We start from the raw sequence: 20,421 nt of genomic DNA, 5'->3' as shown, positions 1-20,421 counted from the left end.
TTATCGCCCGACATGCTGAAGGAATCGTAAAGCCCGCGTGGATCAGGCGTCGGGAAGCGTGATGCTGAACACGGTACCGTCAGGGCCGGTTCGTTCCAGTTCGATCTCACCGCCATGTGCGGTAACGAGATCGCGCGCGATCGCCAGTCCCAGCCCGGTCCCGCCGGCACGGACCGAGCCGACGAAGGGCCGGAACAGGTTCTCCTTCGCCTGTTGCGGCAGGCCGCCGCCATTGTCGCAGACACGGATGCGGACATTCCCCTGCAGGCGTTCCGCAGTGACGCGTACCAGGCCATCCTCGCCAACGGCCTGAGCCGCGTTGCGGCCCAGATTCATCAGCACGCGGAACATCTGCTCCCGGTCCGCGTGAATGCTGAACCCGTCCGGGACATCATTGCGCCACAGCGTGTCTTCCTCGTCCCGCGGTTCGACGACGCCCCGGCATTCCTCCACCAGCACGGCGAGGTCGAAGCGTGTCGGCGACGGAGGCGGTTCGTCCGCGCTGCCGCTGCGCAGTGACCGGTCGCACAGGGTGATGGCCCGGTCCAGGGTCTTCAGCAGGCGCGGCGCCATCTTCTTGACGATGGGGTCGTCGCTGCTGGCCAGGAACTCGGAGACCAGTTGTGCGGTGGAAAGGATGTTGCGCAGGTCGTGACTGATCTTGCTGACGGCGGTGCCGAGCGCGGCCAGGTGGCTCTTCTGAGCCAGTGCGCGGCGCAGGTCCTCCTCCATTGCGGCCAGTTCGGCCGCCGCTATGCCGATCTCGTCGGTCCGGTTCCGTGGCAGGGGGGGCAGGTCGGGCGATTCCGGATCGGTCCGGAAGGCGACCATGTTCTCGGCCAGCCGGTGCAGCGGACGCACCATCAGCCAGCGCAGTGTCAGGAACAGCATGCTCGCGCTGATGATGGAGATCACCATGCTGAGTGTCAGGATGTTCCAGCCATAGGCGCGCAGGGCCGCCTGCAGCTGGTCCTCGTGCATCAGCAGTTCGACCGTCGCATCCGACTGGCTGCGGGCGTTGCCGATCACGCGCAGCATTCTGGGGTCCGTATGCAGCAGGGAAGCAAGCGCGTCCATGACCAGTGTAACCGCATCCGCATCGCGCAGATCGACTGTCGCATCGACGTCCGGCGGCATGTCATCGGACATCAGCAGCATCCTGCGGTCGCTGAACTTCAGCACCACACCCGATGCGCCGACACTGGAGAGCAGGGTGGCCTTCAGTTCCTCGGACACCATCTGGTCGGGTGCTGCCAGCAGGGAAAGGGCAGCCAGATTCGCCTCATCCAGGCGCTGTTGCAGATAGCTGACACGGTAGCGGGCGACGGACGGCAGGAAGATCATCACTTCCGCCAGCATGACGAAGACAATGGTAAGGATCAGCAGTCGCGCCGAAAGGCTGCGCCGGATTGGCGGGGGGACGCTGGCTGTTGGATGCTCGCTCATGGCGCGCAGACTAGATCATTCCATCAGGTGATGGAATCGCACCTGCCCGCACCCGCCGACGGCCTGTGGCCGGAAAAGGAAAAACCGCGCCCCCGTCGGGAGGCGCGGCATTCCGGCAGCAGACAGCTGTCTGCGAAAGATCAGTTCTTCTTCGCTGCGCAGGGATTGCAGGCCTTGGCGGCACTGCAGGGGTTCTTGGCAGCACACGGGTTGCACTTCGCGGCGCAGGGATTGCACCTGGCCGCGCAGGGGTTGCACTTGCCGGCACAAGGGCTGCAGGCCTTCGCCGCGCCGCATGCCGACTTGTGTGCACCGGCATAGGATGCCGGAACGGCGGCGGCCATCGCGACGGTGGCCATTGCGGCGACAGTGAGGGTTTTCTTCAGCATGATCGATCTCTCCCGAATGACTCCGGAGCCGGATTGATCCCGGTTCCTGTGGCGGAGTTTGGGTGCCGGAACTCCCCGGCGCAAAACACCCTTCTTCACCGCCCTTCACAACAGCGTTAGGGCGTTCCGCTGTGCGTTGGCATCGTCGGCGGACCGATCCGGAGTGCTGCATTGATGGATGGAAGCGATACCGGCCAGCGGACGGTGGAACATTTCGCCCCGCGCTGAATCCGTGGCGGCGCTTGACCGTGGCGGGCAAGCTTTGGCATTGTTGGCAATCACGGCAGGGAAGACCGCGACAAGCGGTGTTGGTTCAATGATAAAATCCGAGCTCATCGCGAAACTCGCGGAAGAAAATCCCCACCTTCATCAGCGTGATGTCGAACGCATCGTGTCGACCATCTTCGACGAGATCACGGGCGCGCTTGCCAAGGGCGAACGTGTGGAACTGCGTGGTTTCGGCGCCTTCTCCGTCAAGCGCCGTCCGGCGCGGGTGGGGCGCAACCCGCGAACGGGTGAATCCGTGCAGGTTGACGAGAAGTTCGTGCCGTTCTTCAAGACCGGCAAGGAACTGCGCGAACGTCTGAACGACAGTTGATTTGCCTGGCGGCCGAGCCCGGGCGCAGTAGCGGGGTCTGACTGGTGAAGCTGATTCGTGTGCTCATCCTTCTCGTGGCGCTGGTGATATGTGCCTCGCTGGCCATTTCCAATCGCGGCTCCGTCGCGGTGGGGCTGGAGCCTCTGCCCTTTGTCCTGAATGTTCCGATGTTTGCGGTCATCTTCGGTGCCATGTTTGCCGGTGTGCTTCTGGGTGGTTTCAGCATGTGGTGGCGGGATGGCGCGGTGCGGCAGCGTGCCCGGCGTGAACATCGCCATGCCGACGAGCTGGAGCGCGAGATCGCGAAGCTGAAGGTCGAGCTGGACCATGCGCGGGACCTGGCCCGCGCCGCCAACGACCGGAAGGCCCTGCGCGGGCCGGAAGCTGCCTGACCGATGCGGGTCGAATACCGATGCTGAACATTGATGCGGCCGCGATCGATCGCGTCCTCGACGAGACGGCACTGGCCGACAGCCTTGGCGCGATGTTTCGCGACGGCTGCGAACAGCCTGTGCGCCATCACCATACCATCGAAGTACCTTCGGAGCCGGATGCGACCCTGCTGCTGATGCCGGCCTGGCAGCCGGGCGAGTCGGTCGGCATCAAGGTCGCGACGGTCTTTCCCGGCGCGAACACGCGCGGACTGCCTGCCGTCCAGGCGAACTACCTGCTGCTGGATCCCCGGACAGGTGCGCCTCTGGCGTTGCTCGATGGTTCGCGGCTGACGGTGCTGCGTACCGCCGCCGCTTCTGCGCTCGCGGCACGGTATCTGGCGCGGCAGGATGCCGCCGGGATGGTGATGGTGGGATCGGGCGCCCTGGCACCCTGCCTGATCCGTGCCCATCTGGCGGCGCGACCGTCACTGCAGCGTGTGCAGATCTGGAACCGCAATCCGGACAAGGCCGCGGCACTTGCGGCGGACCTCAAGGGGATGGGGCTGCCGACGGAGGCCGCGCCGGATCTGGAAGCGGCTGTGCGGCAGGCCGACCTGATCTCCTGCGCCACGCTTTCAAGGGAGCCGCTGGTCCATGGTGACTGGCTGAAACCCGGCGCGCATCTGGATCTTGTCGGGGCCTTCACGCCGGAGATGCGGGAAAGTGACGACCAGGCAATGCAGGTCGGAACCGTCTTCGTCGATACGCGGGCCGGGGCGACGAAGGAGGGGGGCGACATCGTCCAGGCGATGGCAAGCGGGGCCATCACGCCGGACTCGATTGCCGCCGACCTCCACGACCTGACGCGCGGTGACCATCCGGGGCGTCGTGACGCCGGGGAGATCACGGTGTTCAAGTCGGTCGGCGCGGCGCTGGAAGACCTCGCCGCCGCACGCCTGGCTTACGAACGACTCAGTTCGTAAAGGGCGATCGCCGCCGCGTTGGAGACATTCAGGCTCTCGATGGCACCGCTCATGGGAATGCTGACCAGCAGGTCGCAGTTCTCCGCCGTCAGACGGCGCAGGCCCTTGCCCTCGGCACCCATGACCAGGGCGATACGCTCGAACTTCGATGCCTCTGCCAGTCCGGCCTCCGCGTCACCATCCAGGCCGATGCGCCAGTAGCCCCATTCCTTCAGCATCGCCAGCGCGCGTGAGAGATTGGTCGGGCGCAGGTACGGCACGCTCTCCAGCGCACCGGACGCGGACTTGGCCAGGGCACCGGTGATTGGCGCGGCATTGCGTTCCGGTGCCATGACCGCGCGGGCACCGAAGGCTGCGGCGGAGCGCATGATGGCACCGACATTGTGCGGATCGCTGACCTGATCCAGCACGATCACCACCGACTTGCCTTCCGGTTTCAGCAGACTTTCGGCGGAGGGTACGGCCAGGGGGGCCGCATAGGCGGCGACGCCGCCATGGGTCGCGCCATCCCGGTCATAGCGGGACAGCACGGCGTCCATGTCGGAACGCGACATGGTCTCCAGCAGGCCGTGATTGCCAAATGCCGTATTCTCCAGCACCTGCGGTGTCGCGATCAGGCGCTGGATCTCGCGACGGGGGTTGGCCATGGCGGCGAGGACGGCGTGCCGGCCATATATCCAGTGCATCGTGTCCTTGACGCCGGTGGACTGGCGTCCGCCGGAACGCACGGAGACTTCCGGGTGACGGCGACTGGACTTCGGCTTGTCATTCTTGCGGTCGTCGCGGCGCGGACGCCGGTCCCCGTCCGGATTGAAGTGATTGCGGCCGCGCCGGTCCTCGCCGTCCCGATCCCGGCGCGGAACACTGGTGTCGGAACCCTCCCTGCGCGGCGGGCGGCTGTCGCCATCCCTGCGCGGCGGGCGGCTGTCGCCATCCCTGCGCGGCGGACGGCTGTCACCGTCCCTGCGTGGCGGGCGGCTGTCACCGTCCCTGCGCGGCGGGCGGCTGTCGCCGTCCCTGCGCGGCGGGCGGCTGTCACCATCCCTGCGCGGCGGGCGGCTGTCGCCGTCCCTGCGCGGCGGGCGGCTGTCGCCGTCCCTGCGTGGCGGGCGGCTGTCGCCGTCCCTGCGCGGCGGGCGACTGTCACCACGTCCCGAGTCCGCGGATCCACGACCGCCCTGACCCCGGCCAGCGCCACCATTGCGGCCCGGGCCGCCTTTTCGTTCTTCATTCTCGCTCATCGGGCGGCTTATAGGATCGTGTTGCCCCGGTCGCAAACGGTATTAAGGCAATCCGGGGCGACAATCCCGGAAGTCTGCCCTCCGGATCATGCCTCCCTGGCCGGCAGGACAACCAAACCGCGGGGCGGCGGTGGAGGAAATTCAGTCCGCGAGGTTGTTGACATGACGAGGGGATTGGGGATAGTGCAGCCGCGTTTGATCGGCCATCCGACATCGTCTGGTCTGGAGGGGTGCCCGAGTGGCTAAAGGGGACGGGCTGTAAACCCGTTGGCGTACGCCTACGTTGGTTCGAATCCAACTCCCTCCACCAACCGATGGCCGGGCGGTCGGGTCAACGCACGACGGCAGGATGGTACGGGCCGGATCGGATGCGGGTGTAGCTCAATGGTAGAGCCCCAGCCTTCCAAGCTGGTTACGTGGGTTCGATTCCCATCACCCGCTCCATTCCGTTGAGAGGCACGACGAGACGGAAGCCGTGTGGCTCCGTACGAAACAGAATATGAAGGCGGGCGTAGAGAGATGGCCAAAGAGAAGTTTGAGCGTACGAAGCCGCACTGCAATGTGGGCACGATTGGTCACGTTGACCATGGCAAGACGACGCTGACTGCAGCGATCACGATGGTGCTTGCGGAGAGTGGCGGCGCGACGGCGAAGGCGTATGCGGACATTGACGCCGCGCCTGAGGAGAAGGCGCGCGGCATCACGATCTCGACGGCGCATGTCGAATACGAGACGGCGAACCGCCACTACGCCCACGTTGATTGCCCGGGTCATGCCGACTACGTGAAGAACATGATCACGGGTGCGGCGCAGATGGACGGCGGCATCCTGGTTGTTTCGGCTGCTGACGGCCCGATGCCGCAGACGCGCGAGCACATCCTGCTGGCGCGCCAGGTGGGTGTTCCGGCGCTTGTCGTCTACATGAACAAGGTCGATCAGGTCGACGACGAGGAGCTGCTTGAGCTCGTCGAGCTCGAGATTCGCGAGCTGCTGTCGTCGTATGACTTCCCGGGCGACGACATTCCGATCGTGAAGGGTTCTGCCCTGGCCGCGGTGGAGGGTCGTGACGAGGAGATCGGCAAGAATTCGATCCTGGAACTGATGGCGGCGGTTGACGAATACATCCCGCAGCCGGAGCGTCCGAAGGATCAGGCCTTCCTGATGCCGATCGAGGACGTGTTCTCGATCTCGGGTCGTGGCACGGTTGTTACGGGTCGCGTCGAGCGCGGCGTCGTGAAGGTCGGTGAGGAAGTCGAGATTGTCGGCATCCGGGCGACGAAGAAGTCGACCTGCACGGGCGTCGAGATGTTCCGGAAGCTGCTGGACCAGGGCGAGGCCGGTGACAACATCGGTGCGCTGCTGCGCGGTGTCGGTCGTGAGGATGTGGAGCGTGGCCAGGTTCTGGCCAAGCCGGGTTCGATCACGCCGCACACGAAGTTCCAGGCGGAGGCCTATATCCTGACGAAGGAAGAGGGTGGCCGTCACACGCCGTTCTTCGGCAACTACCGCCCGCAGTTCTACTTCCGCACGACGGATGTGACGGGCGTCATCGAGCTGCCGGAAGGCACGGAGATGGTGATGCCGGGCGACAACATCGCGATGGTGGTGGAGCTGATCAACCCGATCGCGATGGACGAGGGACTGCGCTTCGCCATCCGTGAAGGCGGCCGCACCGTCGGTGCCGGCGTCGTCGCGAAGATCGTCGAGTAAGGTCTGAGACGCGGTATCTTCAGGGCTGCATCGCCACTGGCGGCGCAGCCCGCGAAGATGCGGTGGGCATAGGAGTGTAGCTCAATTGGTAGAGCACCGGTCTCCAAAACCGGGGGCTGGGGGTTCGAGTCCCTCCACTCCTGCCAGCGCCTGAGACCAGACAAGGGTCTGGCATCCGGCAAGGGCAACACAGGCGTCACCTGATCGGACGCAACGGTCAAGACACGCAACGGAACGGGATCACGATGGCAAAGTCCAGATCAGGACAGGGCAAGGGCGGACAGGGCAAGGCCACCAGGGGTGGTCCGAACCGCAGCGGTACGTCCGCTGAGGTCGCCGCGCCCGTGAAGACCGCCGACCGCCCGTCCGCGAAGAAGCGTACCGGTCCGCTGCGGTTCCTTCAGCAGGTGCGTGCGGAAGGTGCCAAGGTGACCTATCCGACGCGAAAGGAAACCGGCATCACCACCCTGATGGTCTTCATCATGGTGGCGCTTGCATCCGTGTTCTTCCTGCTTGTCGACATTATCATTCAGACCGGCGTTGGTTTCGTTCTGGAACTGGGGAGCTGACCTGACATGCCAATGCGCTGGTACATCGTGCACGCCTATTCCGGCTTCGAGAAGAAGGTCGCCGAGGCCATCCGCGAGCAGATCGAGCAGAAGGACATGTCCGACCTGATCGAGCAGGTCCTGGTGCCGACCGAGGAAGTGGTCGAGATGCGCCGGGGCCAGAAGGTCAATTCGGAGCGCAAGTTCTTCCCCGGCTATGTGCTGGTGAAGATGGACATGACCAACGAGAGCTATCACCTGGTCAAGAACGTCGGCAAGGTGACCGGCTTTCTGGGAACCGCGAACAAGCCGCAGCCTATCCCGGACCGGGAAGCCGAGCGGATCCTGCAGCAGATGCAGGATGGCATCGAGCGTCCGAAGCCATCGATCATGTTCGAGATCGGGGAGCAGGTGCGTGTGTCCGACGGGCCGTTCGCATCCTTCAACGGCATCGTCGAGGATATCGACGAGGAGCGCACGCGTCTGAAGGTTTCCGTCTCGATCTTCGGCCGGGCGACGCCGGTCGAACTGGAATATACCCAGGTCGAGAAACTCTGATCCTTGACAATCATCCGATTTTGCACTTGCGATCCGGCTGGCAGGTCGTTACAAGCCGTTCGCTCGTTCCGAGCTACCGGAAATGAAATCCGCAATGTCAACTGCGAAAGCGGTTCGTGATCCATGAACCACGACGCAGCGCTGGCTTGCGGTCGTTTGTGTGGGAGGCGAGCCATCGCCGGACCACGCACCCGCTCTTGAAGTTGAGAAGGGACTGAAATGGCCAAGAAAATTGCTGGCTACATCAAGCTGCAGGTGCCTGCGGGCTCTGCCAATCCGTCACCGCCGATCGGCCCGGCCCTGGGTCAGCGCGGTCTGAACATCATGGAGTTCTGCAAGGCCTTCAATGCGGCCACGCAGCAGATGGAAAAGAACATGCCGATCCCGGTGGTGATTACCGCCTTCTCCGATCGCTCGTTCACCTTCATCACGAAGACGCCGCCGGCGTCCTACTTCCTGAAGAAGGCCGCGAAGCTGCAGAGCGGCGCCAAGACCCCGGGCAAGGGCACTGTCGGCAAGGTCACCTCCGCGCAGGTCCGCGAGATCGCGGAAGCGAAGATGGAAGACCTGAATGCCAATGACATCGACCAGGCGATGAAGATCATTGCCGGTTCCGCCCGTTCCATGGGCATCGCGGTGGAGGGCTGAGGATATGGCCAAGAAGGGTAAGCGCTATTCGGCCGCCGTGGCGACTGTCGACCGCAATTCCGAGATCGGACTCGAAGCTGCGATCCGGCTCGTGAAGGCCAATGCAACGGCGAAGTTCGACGAGACCGTCGAGATGACTGTCGGCCTGGGTGTCGATCCGCGTCATGCCGACCAGATGGTCCGTGGTGTGGTCCAGTTGCCGAACGGCACGGGCAAGACGGTGCGTGTCGCCGTGTTCGCACGTGGCGACAAGGCCGACGAGGCCACCAGCGCCGGTGCCGATGTCGTCGGTGCGGAGGATCTGATGGAGCGGGTGCAGAGCGGTGACATGCCGTTCGACCGCGTCATCGCCACGCCCGACATGATGCCGATCGTTGGTCGCCTGGGCAAGATCCTGGGTCCCCGCGGCATGATGCCGAACCCGAAGCTGGGTACGGTGACGCCGAATGTCGCCGACGCGGTGACGGCGGCCAAGGGTGGTCAGGTTGCCTTCCGTGTGGAGAAGGCCGGGATCATTCATGCCGGTATCGGCAAGGCGAGCTTCGGTGAGGAGCAGCTGATCGAGAACGCCCGTGCCCTGATGGATGCCTTGCTGAAGGCAAAGCCGTCGGGTGCCAAGGGCCAGTACCTGAAGCGGATCGCCGTGACCTCCACCATGGGGCCGGGCGTGAAGGTTGATGTGGCATCGGCAGGCAGCAACGCCGGCTGATCGTCACGAGCAGAGTTTCGTCGGCGGACCTGTCCGCCGGCGGCACCCGGCCTGATGCCCTTTCGGGGGTGAGGGCCGGACCTGTCCGAGACTGCGGGTGTCGCGCAGGTGTTTCACCAGCGTGACCTAAGTGCCAGACGGTTCCCTCAGGGGAGCAGGCAGCCGGTAATAGACGGGGGAAGGTGCATCGGGATCTGACCAATCGGTCACCTGGTTCGCCACCCTGGGGCAGGCTTTGAGAGCGGAGCAGAACCGGCGTGCCGGAACTGTTCCAGGGTAGAAGCCCGGCAACGGCTTGCCGGAACCGGGCTTCAGATGAGGAGCGAAACCGTGAACCGAGAACAGAAATCGGAGCTGGTTGCATCATTGCACGGGGTGTTCTCGAACACCTCGCTGGTGGTGCTGACCCACTACACGGGTCTTTCGGTTGCGGAGATGACTGATCTCCGTACCAAGGTCCGCGCAGAGGGTGCCAGCTTCAAGGTTACGAAGAACCGGCTCACCAGAATCGCTCTTGATGGCACCGACTACGGTGGACTGGCCGAAAGCTTCAAGGGTCCGACCGCGATCGCCTATTCGGACGATCCGGTCGCAGCCGCGAAGGCAACGGTCGAGTACGCGAAGAAGAACGAGAAGCTCGTGATTCTTTGTGGTGCTCTGGGTGAGCAGCTGCTGGACGCTGATGGGGTCAAGGCCCTTGCCAGCCTGCCGTCTCTGGACGAACTGCGTGCGAAACTCCTGGGCCTCATCGCCGCGCCGGCTACACAGCTGGTCCGGACGATCAAGGAACCGCCGAGCCAGCTCGCACGCGTCCTGCAGGCCTATGCCACCAAGGAAGATGCCTGATCGAGTGGTCTAGTGACCGAATTCCGACAAACGATCCCGAAGACTTGAGGAACTGAAAAAATGGCCGATCTTGAAAAGATTGCAGAAGATCTCTCGAACCTGACCGTCCTTGAGGCGGCTGAACTGACCAAGCTGCTGGAAGAGAAGTGGGGCGTTTCCGCCGCCGCTGCTGCCGTGGCGATGCCGGGTGCCGTCGCTGGTGGTGGCGATGCCGCTGCCGCCGAGGAGAAGACCGAATTTGACGTCATTCTTGCCGAAGTTGGCGACAAGAAGATCAACGTCATCAAGGAAGTCCGTGCCGTCACCGGTCTTGGCCTGAAGGAAGCCAAGGACCTGGTCGAGGGCGCGCCGAAGGCGGTCAAGGAAGGCGTCGACAAGGACGAGGCCGAGAAGATCAAGAAGCAGCTCGAGGACGTGGGAGCGAAAGTCGAGCTGAAGTGATGCCGATGGCACCGACGGTGCCGGGCCGTTGCCCGGTACCGTCGGTGCCACATCGGACGGCCGTCGCCCTGTTCGGGTGACGGATGACCGGCCGGAGCGTGCTGCTTCGGGCGGTCAAAGGCGTTTCGGGGACGTGCAGTCGCCCCGGTTTTGACACATTCGTGTCGGAACGAAGACTGTCGGACAATGTGGGCCCGTCCGGACCGGGCCCCGATCGGACGAGGATTTGGGATGCCGCTGTCATTCACTGCGCGCAAGCGCGTTCGCCACAGTTTCGGTCGCATCGGCGAGGTTATCGCGATGCCCAACCTTATCGAGGTCCAGCGCGCGTCCTACGAGAAGTTCCTGATGGCGGACATTCCCGCCGATCAGCGCGATGATACCGGACTGGAGAGTGTCTTCAGGTCCGTCTTCCCGATCTCGGATTTCTCCGAGACGGCCAGCCTGGAATTCGTTTCCTACGAGTTCGAGGAACCGAAATACGACGTCGACGAGTGTGTACAGCGCGGGCTGACCTATGCCGCGCCGCTGAAGGTCACGCTGCGTCTGATCGTGTTCGAGGTTGATGAGGATACCGGCGCCAAGTCGGTCCTGGATATCAAGGAGCAGGACGTCTACATGGGCGACATGCCCTTCATGACGGACAAGGGCACCTTCATCGTCAATGGCACCGAGCGCGTGATCGTCAGCCAGATGCATCGCAGCCCTGGCGTGTTCTTCGACCATGACCGCGGCAAGACCCATTCGTCGGGCAAGCTGCTGCATGCCGCGCGCATCATCCCTTACCGTGGCAGCTGGCTGGACCTTGAGTTTGACGCCAAGGACATCGTGCATGTCCGCATCGACCGCCGCCGCAAGCTGCCGGCCACCACGCTGCTCTATGCGCTGGGCTATACGGCCGAGGAGATTCTTTCCAGCTTCTACGGCACGGTGATGTATCGCCGTGACAAGAATGGCTGGCGTGCCCCGTTCGATCCCGATCGCTATCGCGGCGTCCGTCTGCTGGCCGACATCGTCAACGCCGATACCGGTGAGGTCGTGGCCAAGGCCGGTGACAAGCTGGCCCCGCGTGCCGGGCGCAAGCTGGTCGAGGACGGCATGACCGAGATGCTGATCTCGCCGGAGCAGGTCGAGGGTCGCTTCGTCGCCGAGGACATCATCAATATCAAGACCGGCGAGGTTCTGGTCGAGGCCGGTGATGCCCTGGACGAGAAGGCCCTGGAAGCCCTCGAGGAAGCCGGGATCGAGGAAGTGCCGACGCTGGACATCGACAATGTCACGGTCGGTTCGCACATCCGCGATACCCTGATGGTCGACAAGAACATCAACCGCGACACGGCGCTGGTGGACATCTATCGGGTCATGCGCCCGGGTGAGCCGCCGACCGAGGAGACTGCGGAGACCCTGTTCAAGGGCCTGTTCTTCGATTCGGAGCGCTATGACCTGTCAGCGGTCGGTCGCGTGAAGCTGAACAGCCGCCTGGATCTGGAGTGCGAGGACACCATGCGTGTCCTGCGGCGCGAGGACATTCTGGCCGTGGTGCAGTACCTGGTCGGCCTGAAGGACGGCAAGGGCGAGATCGACGATATCGATCATCTCGGCAACCGCCGCGTCCGCTCCGTCGGTGAGCTGATGGAGAACCAGTACCGTATCGGCCTGCTGCGCATGGAACGTGCGATCCGGGAGCGGATGAGCTCCGTCGAGATCGACACGGTGATGCCGCAGGATCTGATCAACGCCAAGCCCGCTGCGGCTGCGGTGCGGGAGTTCTTCGGTTCTTCCCAGCTCAGCCAGTTCATGGATCAGACGAACCCGTTGTCGGAAGTGACGCACAAGCGTCGTCTCTCGGCGCTTGGCCTGGGTGGCCTGACACGTGAGCGTGCCGGCTTCGAGGTGCGCGACGTGCATCCGACGCATTATGGCCGTATCTGCCCGATCGAGACGCCGGAAGGCCCGAACATCGGTCTGATCAACTCGCTGGCCAGCTTTGCCCGCATCAACCAGTACGGTTTCATCGAGAGCCCGTACCGGAAGGTGGTCGATGGTATCGTGACCGATGAGGCGATCTATCTGTCGGCGATGGAAGAGGGCCGCTACACGATTGCCCAGGCCAACGCGATCTTCGATCAGACGACCGGTGTGTTCCAGGAAGACCTGGTCGCGACGCGTCATGCGGGTGAGTTCCTGCTGGCCCGTCCGCAGGACATCGACTTCATCGACGTGTCGCCGAAGCAGCTGGTCTCTGTCGCCGCCGCGCTGATCCCGTTCCTGGAGAACGATGACGCGAACCGCGCGCTGATGGGCTCCAACATGCAGCGTCAGGCCGTGCCGCTGCTGCAGCCGGAAGCGCCCTATGTCGGCACCGGCATGGAATCGGTCGTGGCCCGTGACTCCGGCGTCACCGTTGTCGCCCGTCGCGAGGGCGTGGTGGAGCAGATCGATGCGGAACGCATCGTGGTGCGCGCCACGGAAGTCAGCGACCTGTCCCGCTCCGGCGTTGATATCTACAAGCTGCTGAAGTTCCAGCGCTCCAACCAGTCGACCTGCATCACGCAGCGGCCGCTGGTGAAGGTTGGTGACAAGGTGCAGCCGGGCGACATCATGGCGGACGGACCGTCAACGGAACTGGGCGAGCTCGCCCTGGGCCGGAACGTGCTCGTCGCCTTCATGCCGTGGATGGGCTACAACTTCGAGGACTCGATCCTGATCTCCGAACGCATCGTCAAGGACGATGTCTTCACCTCGATCCATATCGAGGAATTCGAGATCATGGCCCGCGACACGAAGCTGGGTCCGGAGGAGATCACCCGCGACATCCCGAATGTGGCCGAGGAATCGCTGAAGAACCTCGACGAGGCCGGCATCGTCTACATCGGTGCCGAGGTCGAGGCGAGCGACATCCTGGTCGGCAAGATCACGCCGAAGGGCGAAAGCCCGATGACGCCGGAAGAGAAGCTGCTCCGCGCCATCTTCGGTGAGAAGGCTGCGGACGTTCGCGACACCTCGCTGAAGATGCCTCCGGGCACCTCCGGCACGGTGGTCGAGGTCCGGGTCTTCAACCGTCACGGTGTCGACAAGGACGAGCGTGCGCTGCAGATCGAACGCGACGAGATCGAGCGTCTGCGCAAGGACATGGCCGACGAGCGCGCCATCTACGAACGCAGCATCTTCTCGACCCTGCGCAAGCTGCTGGTCGGCAAGACGGCGGACAGCGGCCCGCGTGGCTTCAAGACCGGTATCGCGATCACCGAGGAGGCCCTGAGCGACCTGAGCCACGGTCAGTGGTGGCAGGTCGTGCTGTCCGATGACAAGGCAATGGCCGATATCGAGGCGCTGCGCCGCCAGTTCGACGAGGCGACCGGCGCGTTGCAGGCCCGCTTCGATTCGAAGGTGGAGAAGCTGCAGCGCGGTGACGAGCTGCCGCCGGGCGTGATGAAGATGGTCAAGGTCTTCGTCGCCATCAAGCGCAAGCTGCAGCCGGGCGACAAGATGGCCGGCCGTCATGGCAACAAGGGTGTCATCAGCCGGATCATGCCGGAAGAGGACATGCCGTTCCTGGATGACGGTACGCCGGTTGACGTCGTGCTGAACCCGCTGGGCGTGCCGTCGCGCATGAACGTCGGGCAGATCCTGGAGACCCATCTGGGCTGGGCCGCGCGCGGCATCGGCCTGAAGATCGGCGATGCGCTGGAGAAGGTGCAGGGCAGCGGCAAGAGCACCAAGGCGCTGCGGGCCGAGATGTCGAAGGTCTACAATGAAGGCGAGATGGCCGACATTGATGCGCTTTCGGATCCGGAACTGTTCGAACTGGCAGGGAACCTGTCCCGCGGCGTGCCGATGGCAACGCCGGTGTTCGACGGCGCAACCGAGCCGGAGATCGTGACGATGCTGGAGAGCGCGGGGCTGGACCGTACCGGTCAGGTCACGCTGTTCGATGGCCGTTCGGGTGAGCAGTTCGACCGTCCCGTGACGGTGGGCTATATCTATATGCTGAAACTGCACCATCTTGTTGATGACAAGATCCATGCCCGGTCCATCGGCCCGTACAGCCTGGTGACCCAGCAGCCGCTGGGTGGCAAGGCGCAGTTCGGTGGCCAGCGCTTCGGCGAGATGGAGGTCTGGGCACTGGAAGCCTACGGTGCGGCCTATACGCTGCAGGAGATGCTGACAGTGAAGTCGGACGACGTTGCCGGTCGTAACAAGGTCTACGAAGCGATTGTTCGTGGTGATGACACGTTCGAGGCTGGTATTCCCGAGAGCTTCAATGTTCTCATCAAGGAAATGCGCTCCCTCGGACTGAACGTCGAACTCAGGAATTCCGAGAGCTGATTGACCGGAAACGGTCACGCAATCAGCCCTGAAATCGGAGGACAAATATCATGCAAGACGCCCTGCAGCTTTTCGGCCAACAGCAGAGTGCCCAGAGTTTCGACCACATCCGGATCTCGCTCTCCAGCCCGGACCAGATCAGGTCCTGGTCGTTTGGTGAGGTGAAGAAGCCGGAGACCATCAACTACCGGACCTTCAAGCCGGAACGGGACGGTCTGTTCTGTGCCCGCATCTTCGGCCCGATCAAGGACTACGAGTGCCTGTGCGGCAAGTACAAGCGCATGAAGTATCGCGGCGTGATCTGCGAGAAGTGCGGTGTCGAGGTCACGACGCAGAAGGTGCGGCGCGAACGCATGGGCCACATCGAGCTGGCGGCCCCGGTGGCGCACATCTGGTTCCTGAAGTCCCTGCCCAGCCGGATCGGCCTGATCCTGGACATGGCGCTGAAGGATCTGGAGCGGGTGCTCTATTTCGAGCAGTACATCGTCATCGAGCCGGGCCTGACCCCGCTGAAGCGGTTCCAGCTGCTGACCGAGGACGAGTTCTTCGATTATCAGGACGAGTATGGTGAGGACGCCTTCACCGCCGGTATCGGCGCGGAAGCGGTTCGCGACATTCTCGAAGGTCTGGACCTGGAAGAGATCAAGGCGGAGCTGAAGCAGGAACTGGCCGAGACCAAGTCCGAGCTGAAGCCGAAGAAGATCGTGAAGCGGATGAAGCTGATCGACGCCTTCCTGGAATCCACCAATCGTCCGGAGTGGATGATCCTGGAAGTGATTCCGGTGCTGCCGCCTGAGCTGCGCCCGCTGGTGCCGCTGGACGGGGGCCGGTTCGCGACCTCCGACCTGAATGACCTCTATCGCCGCGTCATCAACCGCAACAACCGCCTGAAGCGTCTGATCGAACTGCGCGCGCCGGACATCATCGTCCGCAATGAGAAGCGGATGCTGCAGGAAGCCGTCGATGCGCTGTTCGACAATGGTCGCCGCGGCCGGATCATCACGGGCGCCAACAAGCGCCCGCTGAAGTCCCTCGCCGACATGCTGAAGGGCAAGCAGGGCCGGTTCCGCCAGAACCTGCTGGGCAAGCGCGTCGACTATTCGGGCCGTTCCGTGATCGTCGTGGGACCGGAGCTGAAACTGCACCAGTGCGGTCTGCCGAAGAAGATGGCGCTGGAACTGTTCAAGCCGTTCATCTACGCCAAGCTGGAGCTGCAGGGGCTGGCCCCGACCGTGAAATCCGCCAAGAAGCTGGTGGAGAAGGAGCGGCCGGAAGTCTGGGACGTGCTGGAGGAGGTCATCCGGGAACATCCCGTGATGCTGAACCGCGCACCGACCCTGCATCGTCTCGGTATCCAGGCGTTCGAGCCGGTGCTGATCGAGGGCAAGGCGATCCAGCTGCATCCGCTGGTCTGCACGGCCTTCAATGCCGACTTCGACGGTGACCAGATGGCCGTTCACGTGCCGCTGGCACTGGAGGCGCAGCTGGAAGCCCGCGTGCTGATGATGTCCACCAACAACATCCTCTCGCCCGCCAACGGCAAGCCGATCATCGTGCCCAGCCAGGACATCGTGCTCGGCATCTACTATCTGTCGATGGTGCGGGAGAACGTGAAGGGCGAGGGCCTGACCTTCAGCGGCATGGACGAGCTGTCCTATGCGCTGGACCAGGGCCTGGTCGATCTGCACGCGAAGATCACCACCCGGCACTGGGGTTATGACGACGCGGGCGAACTGTCCATGATGCGTCTGGAAACCACCCCGGGCCGCATGCTGATCGCGGAGAAGCTGCCGCTGAACCCGCGCGTGCCGATCTCGCTGATCAACCGCCTTCTGACGAAGAAGGAAATCGGCAATCTGATCGACATCGTCTATCGCCACACCGGCCAGAAGGAGACGGTGCTGTTCTGTGACCGGATCATGGGTCTGGGTTTTGCCCATGCCTGCCGCGCCGGCATCTCCATCGGCAAGGATGACATGATCATCCCGGACTCGAAGAAGGGTCTGGTCGATGAGACCAACGCGCTGGTGAAGCAGTACGAGCAGCAGTACCTGGACGGCCTGATCACCTCCGGCGAGAAGTACAACAAGGTTGTCGATGCCTGGATGCAGTGCTCCGACAAGGTCGCCGAGGAAATGATGAAGGGGATGGAGAGCGCCGGTGCCGCCAATCATGGCCAGCCGAACTCCATCTACATGATGGCGCATTCCGGTGCGCGCGGCAGTCAGGCCCAGATGAAGCAGCTTGCCGGCATGCGTGGCCTGATGGCCAAGCCGTCGGGCGAGATCATCGAGACCCCGATCATTTCCAACTTCAAGGAAGGTCTGACGGTTTCGGAATACTTCATCTCCACCCATGGTGCCCGAAAGGGTCTCGCGGACACGGCGCTGAAGACGGCCAACTCCGGTTACCTGACCCGTCGTCTGGTCGATGTGGCACAGGACGCGGTGATCCACGAGGAAGACTGCGGCACCACCCACGGTCTGGTCGTGCGTGACGTGGTCGACGGCAGTGACGTCATCGAGGCGCTGGGCGAGCGTATCCTGGGCCGCACGGCGGCCGAGGACATCACGGACCCGGCGAGCGGCGACATTCTGGTCAAGGCGGGGGCCCTGATCGAGGAGAACGAGGTCGACATCATCGAGAAGGCGGCTGTTGAGGCCGTCATCGTGCGCTCCACCCTGACCTGCGAGAGCCGTCATGGCGTCTGCGGCAAGTGCTATGGCCGTGATCTGGCTCGTGGCACGAAGGTCAACATGGGTGAGGCCGTTGGTGTCATCGCGGCGCAGTCGATCGGTGAGCCGGGTACGCAGCTGACCATGCGCACGTTCCACATCGGTGGCGCGGCGCAGGCCGGTGAGAACTCGTCCATCGAGGCGGCACATGATGCCACGCTGAACATCGAGAACCGCGCGGTTGTCGAGGATTCGGAGGGCCGTCTGGTTGTCATGAACCGGACCACCGAGCTCGTCCTGCTTGACCAGAACAACCGGGAGCGCGCGCGCCACCGGGTGCCTTACGGTTCCCGTCTCGCCAAGGATCACGGCCAGACCGTGATCAAGGGCGAGAAGTTGGCCGAATGGGATCCGTTCACTGTTCCGATCATCACGGAGCGCAGTGGTTTCGTTACCTATCGTGACCTGCTGGACGGCGTCAGCGTCCGGGACGTGGTGGACGAGAATACCGGCATTTCCTCGAAGGTCGTCGTCGACTGGAAGGGGCATCCGGGGTCGAATGACATCCGCCCGCGCATCACGCTGCGTGATGACGCCGGGGAGATCATCAGCCTGGATACCGGGCAGGAAGCACGTTACTTCCTGTCGGTGGACTCGATCCTCTCGGTGCAGGACGGACAGGCGGTTCACGCCGGTGACGTGCTGGCACGTATCCCGCGCGAAGGTTCCAAGACCCGTGACATCACCGGCGGTCTGCCGCGTGTGGCGGAACTGTTCGAGGCACGGCGTCCGAAGGATCATGCGATCCTGGCCGAGATCGACGGCCGCATCAGCTACGGCAAGGACTACAAGGCAAAGCGTCGCCTGACGATCACGCCGGAAGAGGAGGGCAAGGATCCGGTCGATTACCTGATCCCGAAGGGGCGCCACATCGGTGTCCACGAAGGCGATCAGGTGCGGCGTGGTGACTACATCGTCGATGGCAACCCTGCACCGCACGACATCCTGAAGGTTCTGGGTGTCGCGGCACTGGCCGAGTTCCTGGTCAACGAGATCCAGGAGGTCTATCGGCTGCAGGGCGTGAAGATCAACGACAAGCACATCGAGGTCATCGTGCGTCAGATGCTGCAGAAGGTGGAAATCACCTCCTCCGGTGACACGACCATGCTGATCGGTGAGCAGATCGATCGTCACGAGTTCGACGAGATCAACGCCAAGGCGGTCAAGGAAGGCGGCGAGCCGGCAACCGGCGAACCGGTCCTGCTGGGCATCACCAAGGCCAGCCTGCAGACGCGTTCCTTCATCTCTGCCGCATCCTTCCAGGAGACCACGCGTGTCCTGACGGAGGCCTCGGTGCAGGGCAAGCTGGACGTGCTGAACGGCCTGAAGGAAAACGTGATCGTTGGTCGTCTGATCCCGGCTGGTACCGGTGGCCAGATGAACGAGGTGAAGCGTGTCGCGGCGGAACGCGACCGCAAGCTCGCGGCCCAGAACGCCGACAACGACCAGGGCAGCGCACCGGCGGCGATTCCCGCCGCGGAGTGATGGCCTGACGGCTCCGGTTTCTCCTGCCGGTGACGGCGGGAAGACCGGGGGCGGCGAGTCACGATCCGGAGTCGAATTGGCCCCGTATCCCGAGGTGGATGCGGGGCCTTTCCTTGCCCGCGCCTGTCCGGGCCGGGAAGCCGCGACAGATCATTGCGATGTGGCGGCGAAGGACGCCCGAATCTTGCGTTTGCGGGCCTTCCGGGCCCTTCTGAGACGACGGCGGAATTAGCGGATATTAGCTGTTGACCGATCAGGGGGGCGTTCATATAGTCCGCGCCCAATGCGGCGCTGGTAGTTGGCGTGTTTTGACCAAGACACGGCGACCGTTCGTCCAAGCACTCAGGGCCTCTTTTGGACGGGCCACTGAAAGGCGGAAAGCGGCAACGATCCCGACAACAAGGGGTCGTTGGTTTGCTTCTGTTCGTTTGGAAGGACGCTTGTTCCACGATCGCAAACAGATTTGGCCATCGATGCCGTTCGGGTATCGGGGTGTTCTATCGAAGAAGGTTCGGACCGTATGCCGACGATCAACCAATTGATCCGCAAGCCGCGTCAGCAGCCCCTGGCGCGCAACAAGGTTCCCGCGATGGAGGCGTGCCCGCAAAAGCGTGGCGTCTGCACCCGTGTCTATACAACGACCCCGAAGAAGCCGAACTCCGCGCTCCGCAAGGTTGCGCGTGTGCGCCTGACGAATGGCTTCGAGGTCACGAGCTACATCCCCGGTGAGGGCCATAACCTTCAGGAGCACTCGGTCGTTCTGATCCGTGGTGGCCGCGTGAAGGATCTTCCCGGTGTGCGTTACCACATTCTGCGTGGCGTTCTGGATACCCAGGGCGTCAAGGATCGCCGCCAGCGCCGTTCGAAATACGGCGTCAAGCGTCCGAAGTGATTGGAGAGTTCTGAAGCATGTCCCGTCGCCACGCTGCCGAAAAGCGCGAAATCCTTCCCGATCCCATTTATGGAGATCTGGTCGTCACGAAGTTCGTGAACAACCTGATGATGCACGGCAAGAAGTCCGCCGCCGAACAGATCGTCTACAAGGCGTTCGAGCGGGTGGAGCAGAAGCTGGGTCGCAGCCCGATCGATGTGTTCCACGAGGCGCTGGCCAATTCCCGCCCGCAGCTTGAAGTGCGGTCCCGCCGTGTCGGTGGTGCCACCTATCAGGTGCCGGTCGATGTGCGCACCGAGCGTGCGCAGGCCCTGGCGATCCGCTGGGTCATCGACTCGGCGCGGAAGCGGTCCGAGACCACGATGATGGAGCGTCTGGCAGGTGAGCTGATGGATGCGTCCAGCAGCCGCGGCGGCGCGGTGAAGAAACGTGAAGACACCCATCGGATGGCGGAGGCCAACAAGGCCTTCTCGCACTACCGCTGGTAAT

17 protein-coding genes and 3 tRNA genes are annotated in these 20,421 nt (G+C 63.4%); 17 read left to right on the top strand and 3 right to left on the bottom strand.

Features of this window, described 5'->3' with window-relative positions; all coding sequences use genetic code 11:
* Positions 1–42: 42 nt before the first annotated feature.
* Positions 43–1,446, bottom strand: coding sequence for a HAMP domain-containing sensor histidine kinase (locus tag QGV55_RS14065; protein ID WP_281016157.1), 1,404 nt, complete (start codon positions 1,444–1,446; stop codon positions 43–45).
* Positions 1,447–1,586: 140 nt separating this feature from the next.
* Complete coding sequence (locus QGV55_RS14060) at positions 1,587–1,835, bottom strand: hypothetical protein (RefSeq protein ID WP_281016158.1); 249 nt, start codon at positions 1,833–1,835, stop codon at positions 1,587–1,589.
* Positions 1,836–2,151: 316 nt separating this feature from the next.
* Here QGV55_RS14060 and ihfB point away from each other — a divergent pair, with 316 nt between their 5' ends.
* From ihfB to QGV55_RS14045, 3 genes are read left to right on the top strand one after another with little or no spacing between them, the layout of a single operon-like run.
* Positions 2,152–2,433, top strand: a complete 282-nt coding sequence (gene ihfB / locus QGV55_RS14055) for an integration host factor subunit beta (RefSeq protein WP_348637694.1) — start codon at positions 2,152–2,154, stop codon at positions 2,431–2,433.
* Positions 2,434–2,477: 44 nt separating this feature from the next.
* On the top strand, positions 2,478–2,825 hold the full coding sequence (locus tag QGV55_RS14050) for a LapA family protein (protein ID WP_281016160.1): 348 nt from the start codon (positions 2,478–2,480) through the stop codon (positions 2,823–2,825).
* Between the two features lie 20 nt (positions 2,826–2,845).
* Positions 2,846–3,790: an ornithine cyclodeaminase family protein gene (locus QGV55_RS14045; protein ID WP_281016161.1), complete on the top strand. Its 945-nt coding sequence runs from the start codon at positions 2,846–2,848 to the stop codon at positions 3,788–3,790.
* On the opposite strand, the gene rlmB is transcribed toward QGV55_RS14045, so the two are convergent.
* The gene (rlmB, locus tag QGV55_RS14040; protein WP_281016162.1) at positions 3,769–5,031 is read right to left on the bottom strand and encodes a 23S rRNA (guanosine(2251)-2'-O)-methyltransferase RlmB; all 1,263 of its coding nucleotides are present in this window, start codon (positions 5,029–5,031) and stop codon (positions 3,769–3,771) included. The two genes, QGV55_RS14045 and rlmB, sit on opposite strands and share 22 nt — an antisense overlap.
* Before the next feature lie 224 nt (positions 5,032–5,255).
* Here rlmB and QGV55_RS14035 point away from each other — a divergent pair.
* The 14 genes from QGV55_RS14035 to rpsG all read left to right on the top strand — a co-directional run bounded on the left by QGV55_RS14035 (position 5,256) and on the right by rpsG (position 20,420).
* Positions 5,256–5,341: transfer RNA gene (locus QGV55_RS14035), tRNA-Tyr, on the top strand.
* A 60-nt stretch (positions 5,342–5,401) separates the two neighbouring features.
* A tRNA-Gly gene (locus QGV55_RS14030) sits at positions 5,402–5,475 on the top strand.
* 75 nt (positions 5,476–5,550) lie between these two features.
* Positions 5,551–6,741, top strand: a complete 1,191-nt coding sequence (tuf, locus tag QGV55_RS14025) for an elongation factor Tu (protein WP_281016163.1) — start codon at positions 5,551–5,553, stop codon at positions 6,739–6,741.
* Between the two features lie 70 nt (positions 6,742–6,811).
* Positions 6,812–6,887: transfer RNA gene (locus QGV55_RS14020), tRNA-Trp, on the top strand.
* Between the two features lie 99 nt (positions 6,888–6,986).
* A complete protein-coding gene (gene secE / locus QGV55_RS14015) occupies positions 6,987–7,310 on the top strand; it encodes a preprotein translocase subunit SecE (protein ID WP_281016164.1) in 324 nt (107 codons plus the stop codon).
* A gap of 6 nt (positions 7,311–7,316) precedes the next feature.
* Positions 7,317–7,847 (top strand): transcription termination/antitermination protein NusG, encoded by a 531-nt coding sequence (gene nusG / locus QGV55_RS14010; RefSeq protein WP_281016165.1) that lies wholly within the window; start codon positions 7,317–7,319, stop codon positions 7,845–7,847.
* A 219-nt stretch (positions 7,848–8,066) separates the two neighbouring features.
* Positions 8,067–8,495, top strand: a complete 429-nt coding sequence (rplK, locus tag QGV55_RS14005; RefSeq protein ID WP_281016166.1) for a 50S ribosomal protein L11 — start codon at positions 8,067–8,069, stop codon at positions 8,493–8,495.
* Positions 8,496–8,499: 4 nt separating this feature from the next.
* A complete protein-coding gene (gene rplA, locus QGV55_RS14000) occupies positions 8,500–9,204 on the top strand; it encodes a 50S ribosomal protein L1 (protein ID WP_281016168.1) in 705 nt (234 codons plus the stop codon).
* Between the two features lie 330 nt (positions 9,205–9,534).
* The gene (gene rplJ / locus QGV55_RS13995; RefSeq protein WP_281016169.1) at positions 9,535–10,050 is read left to right on the top strand and encodes a 50S ribosomal protein L10; all 516 of its coding nucleotides are present in this window, start codon (positions 9,535–9,537) and stop codon (positions 10,048–10,050) included.
* Positions 10,051–10,110: 60 nt separating this feature from the next.
* A complete protein-coding gene (rplL, locus tag QGV55_RS13990) occupies positions 10,111–10,491 on the top strand; it encodes a 50S ribosomal protein L7/L12 (protein WP_281016170.1) in 381 nt (126 codons plus the stop codon).
* A 231-nt stretch (positions 10,492–10,722) separates the two neighbouring features.
* Positions 10,723–14,820 carry a DNA-directed RNA polymerase subunit beta gene (gene rpoB / locus QGV55_RS13985; protein WP_281023676.1) on the top strand — a complete coding sequence of 1,366 codons (4,098 nt, stop codon included), beginning with the start codon at positions 10,723–10,725 and terminating at the stop codon, positions 14,818–14,820.
* A gap of 50 nt (positions 14,821–14,870) precedes the next feature.
* Positions 14,871–19,040, top strand: coding sequence for a DNA-directed RNA polymerase subunit beta' (gene rpoC / locus QGV55_RS13980; RefSeq protein WP_281016172.1), 4,170 nt, complete (start codon positions 14,871–14,873; stop codon positions 19,038–19,040).
* Positions 19,041–19,560: 520 nt separating this feature from the next.
* Complete coding sequence (gene rpsL / locus QGV55_RS13975; protein ID WP_281016173.1) at positions 19,561–19,932, top strand: 30S ribosomal protein S12; 372 nt, start codon at positions 19,561–19,563, stop codon at positions 19,930–19,932.
* A gap of 17 nt (positions 19,933–19,949) precedes the next feature.
* Positions 19,950–20,420: a 30S ribosomal protein S7 gene (rpsG, locus tag QGV55_RS13970; protein WP_281016174.1), complete on the top strand. Its 471-nt coding sequence runs from the start codon at positions 19,950–19,952 to the stop codon at positions 20,418–20,420.
* The last annotated feature ends 1 nt before the right edge of the window (position 20,421 follow it).

Source organism: Minwuia sp. IMCC3009, from assembly GCF_029909415.1.
Taxonomy (GTDB): domain Bacteria; phylum Pseudomonadota; class Alphaproteobacteria; order Minwuiales; family Minwuiaceae; genus Minwuia.
The sequence above is the reverse complement of the archived record's forward strand: the minus strand, read 5'-3'. Positions and strand labels throughout refer to the sequence as shown.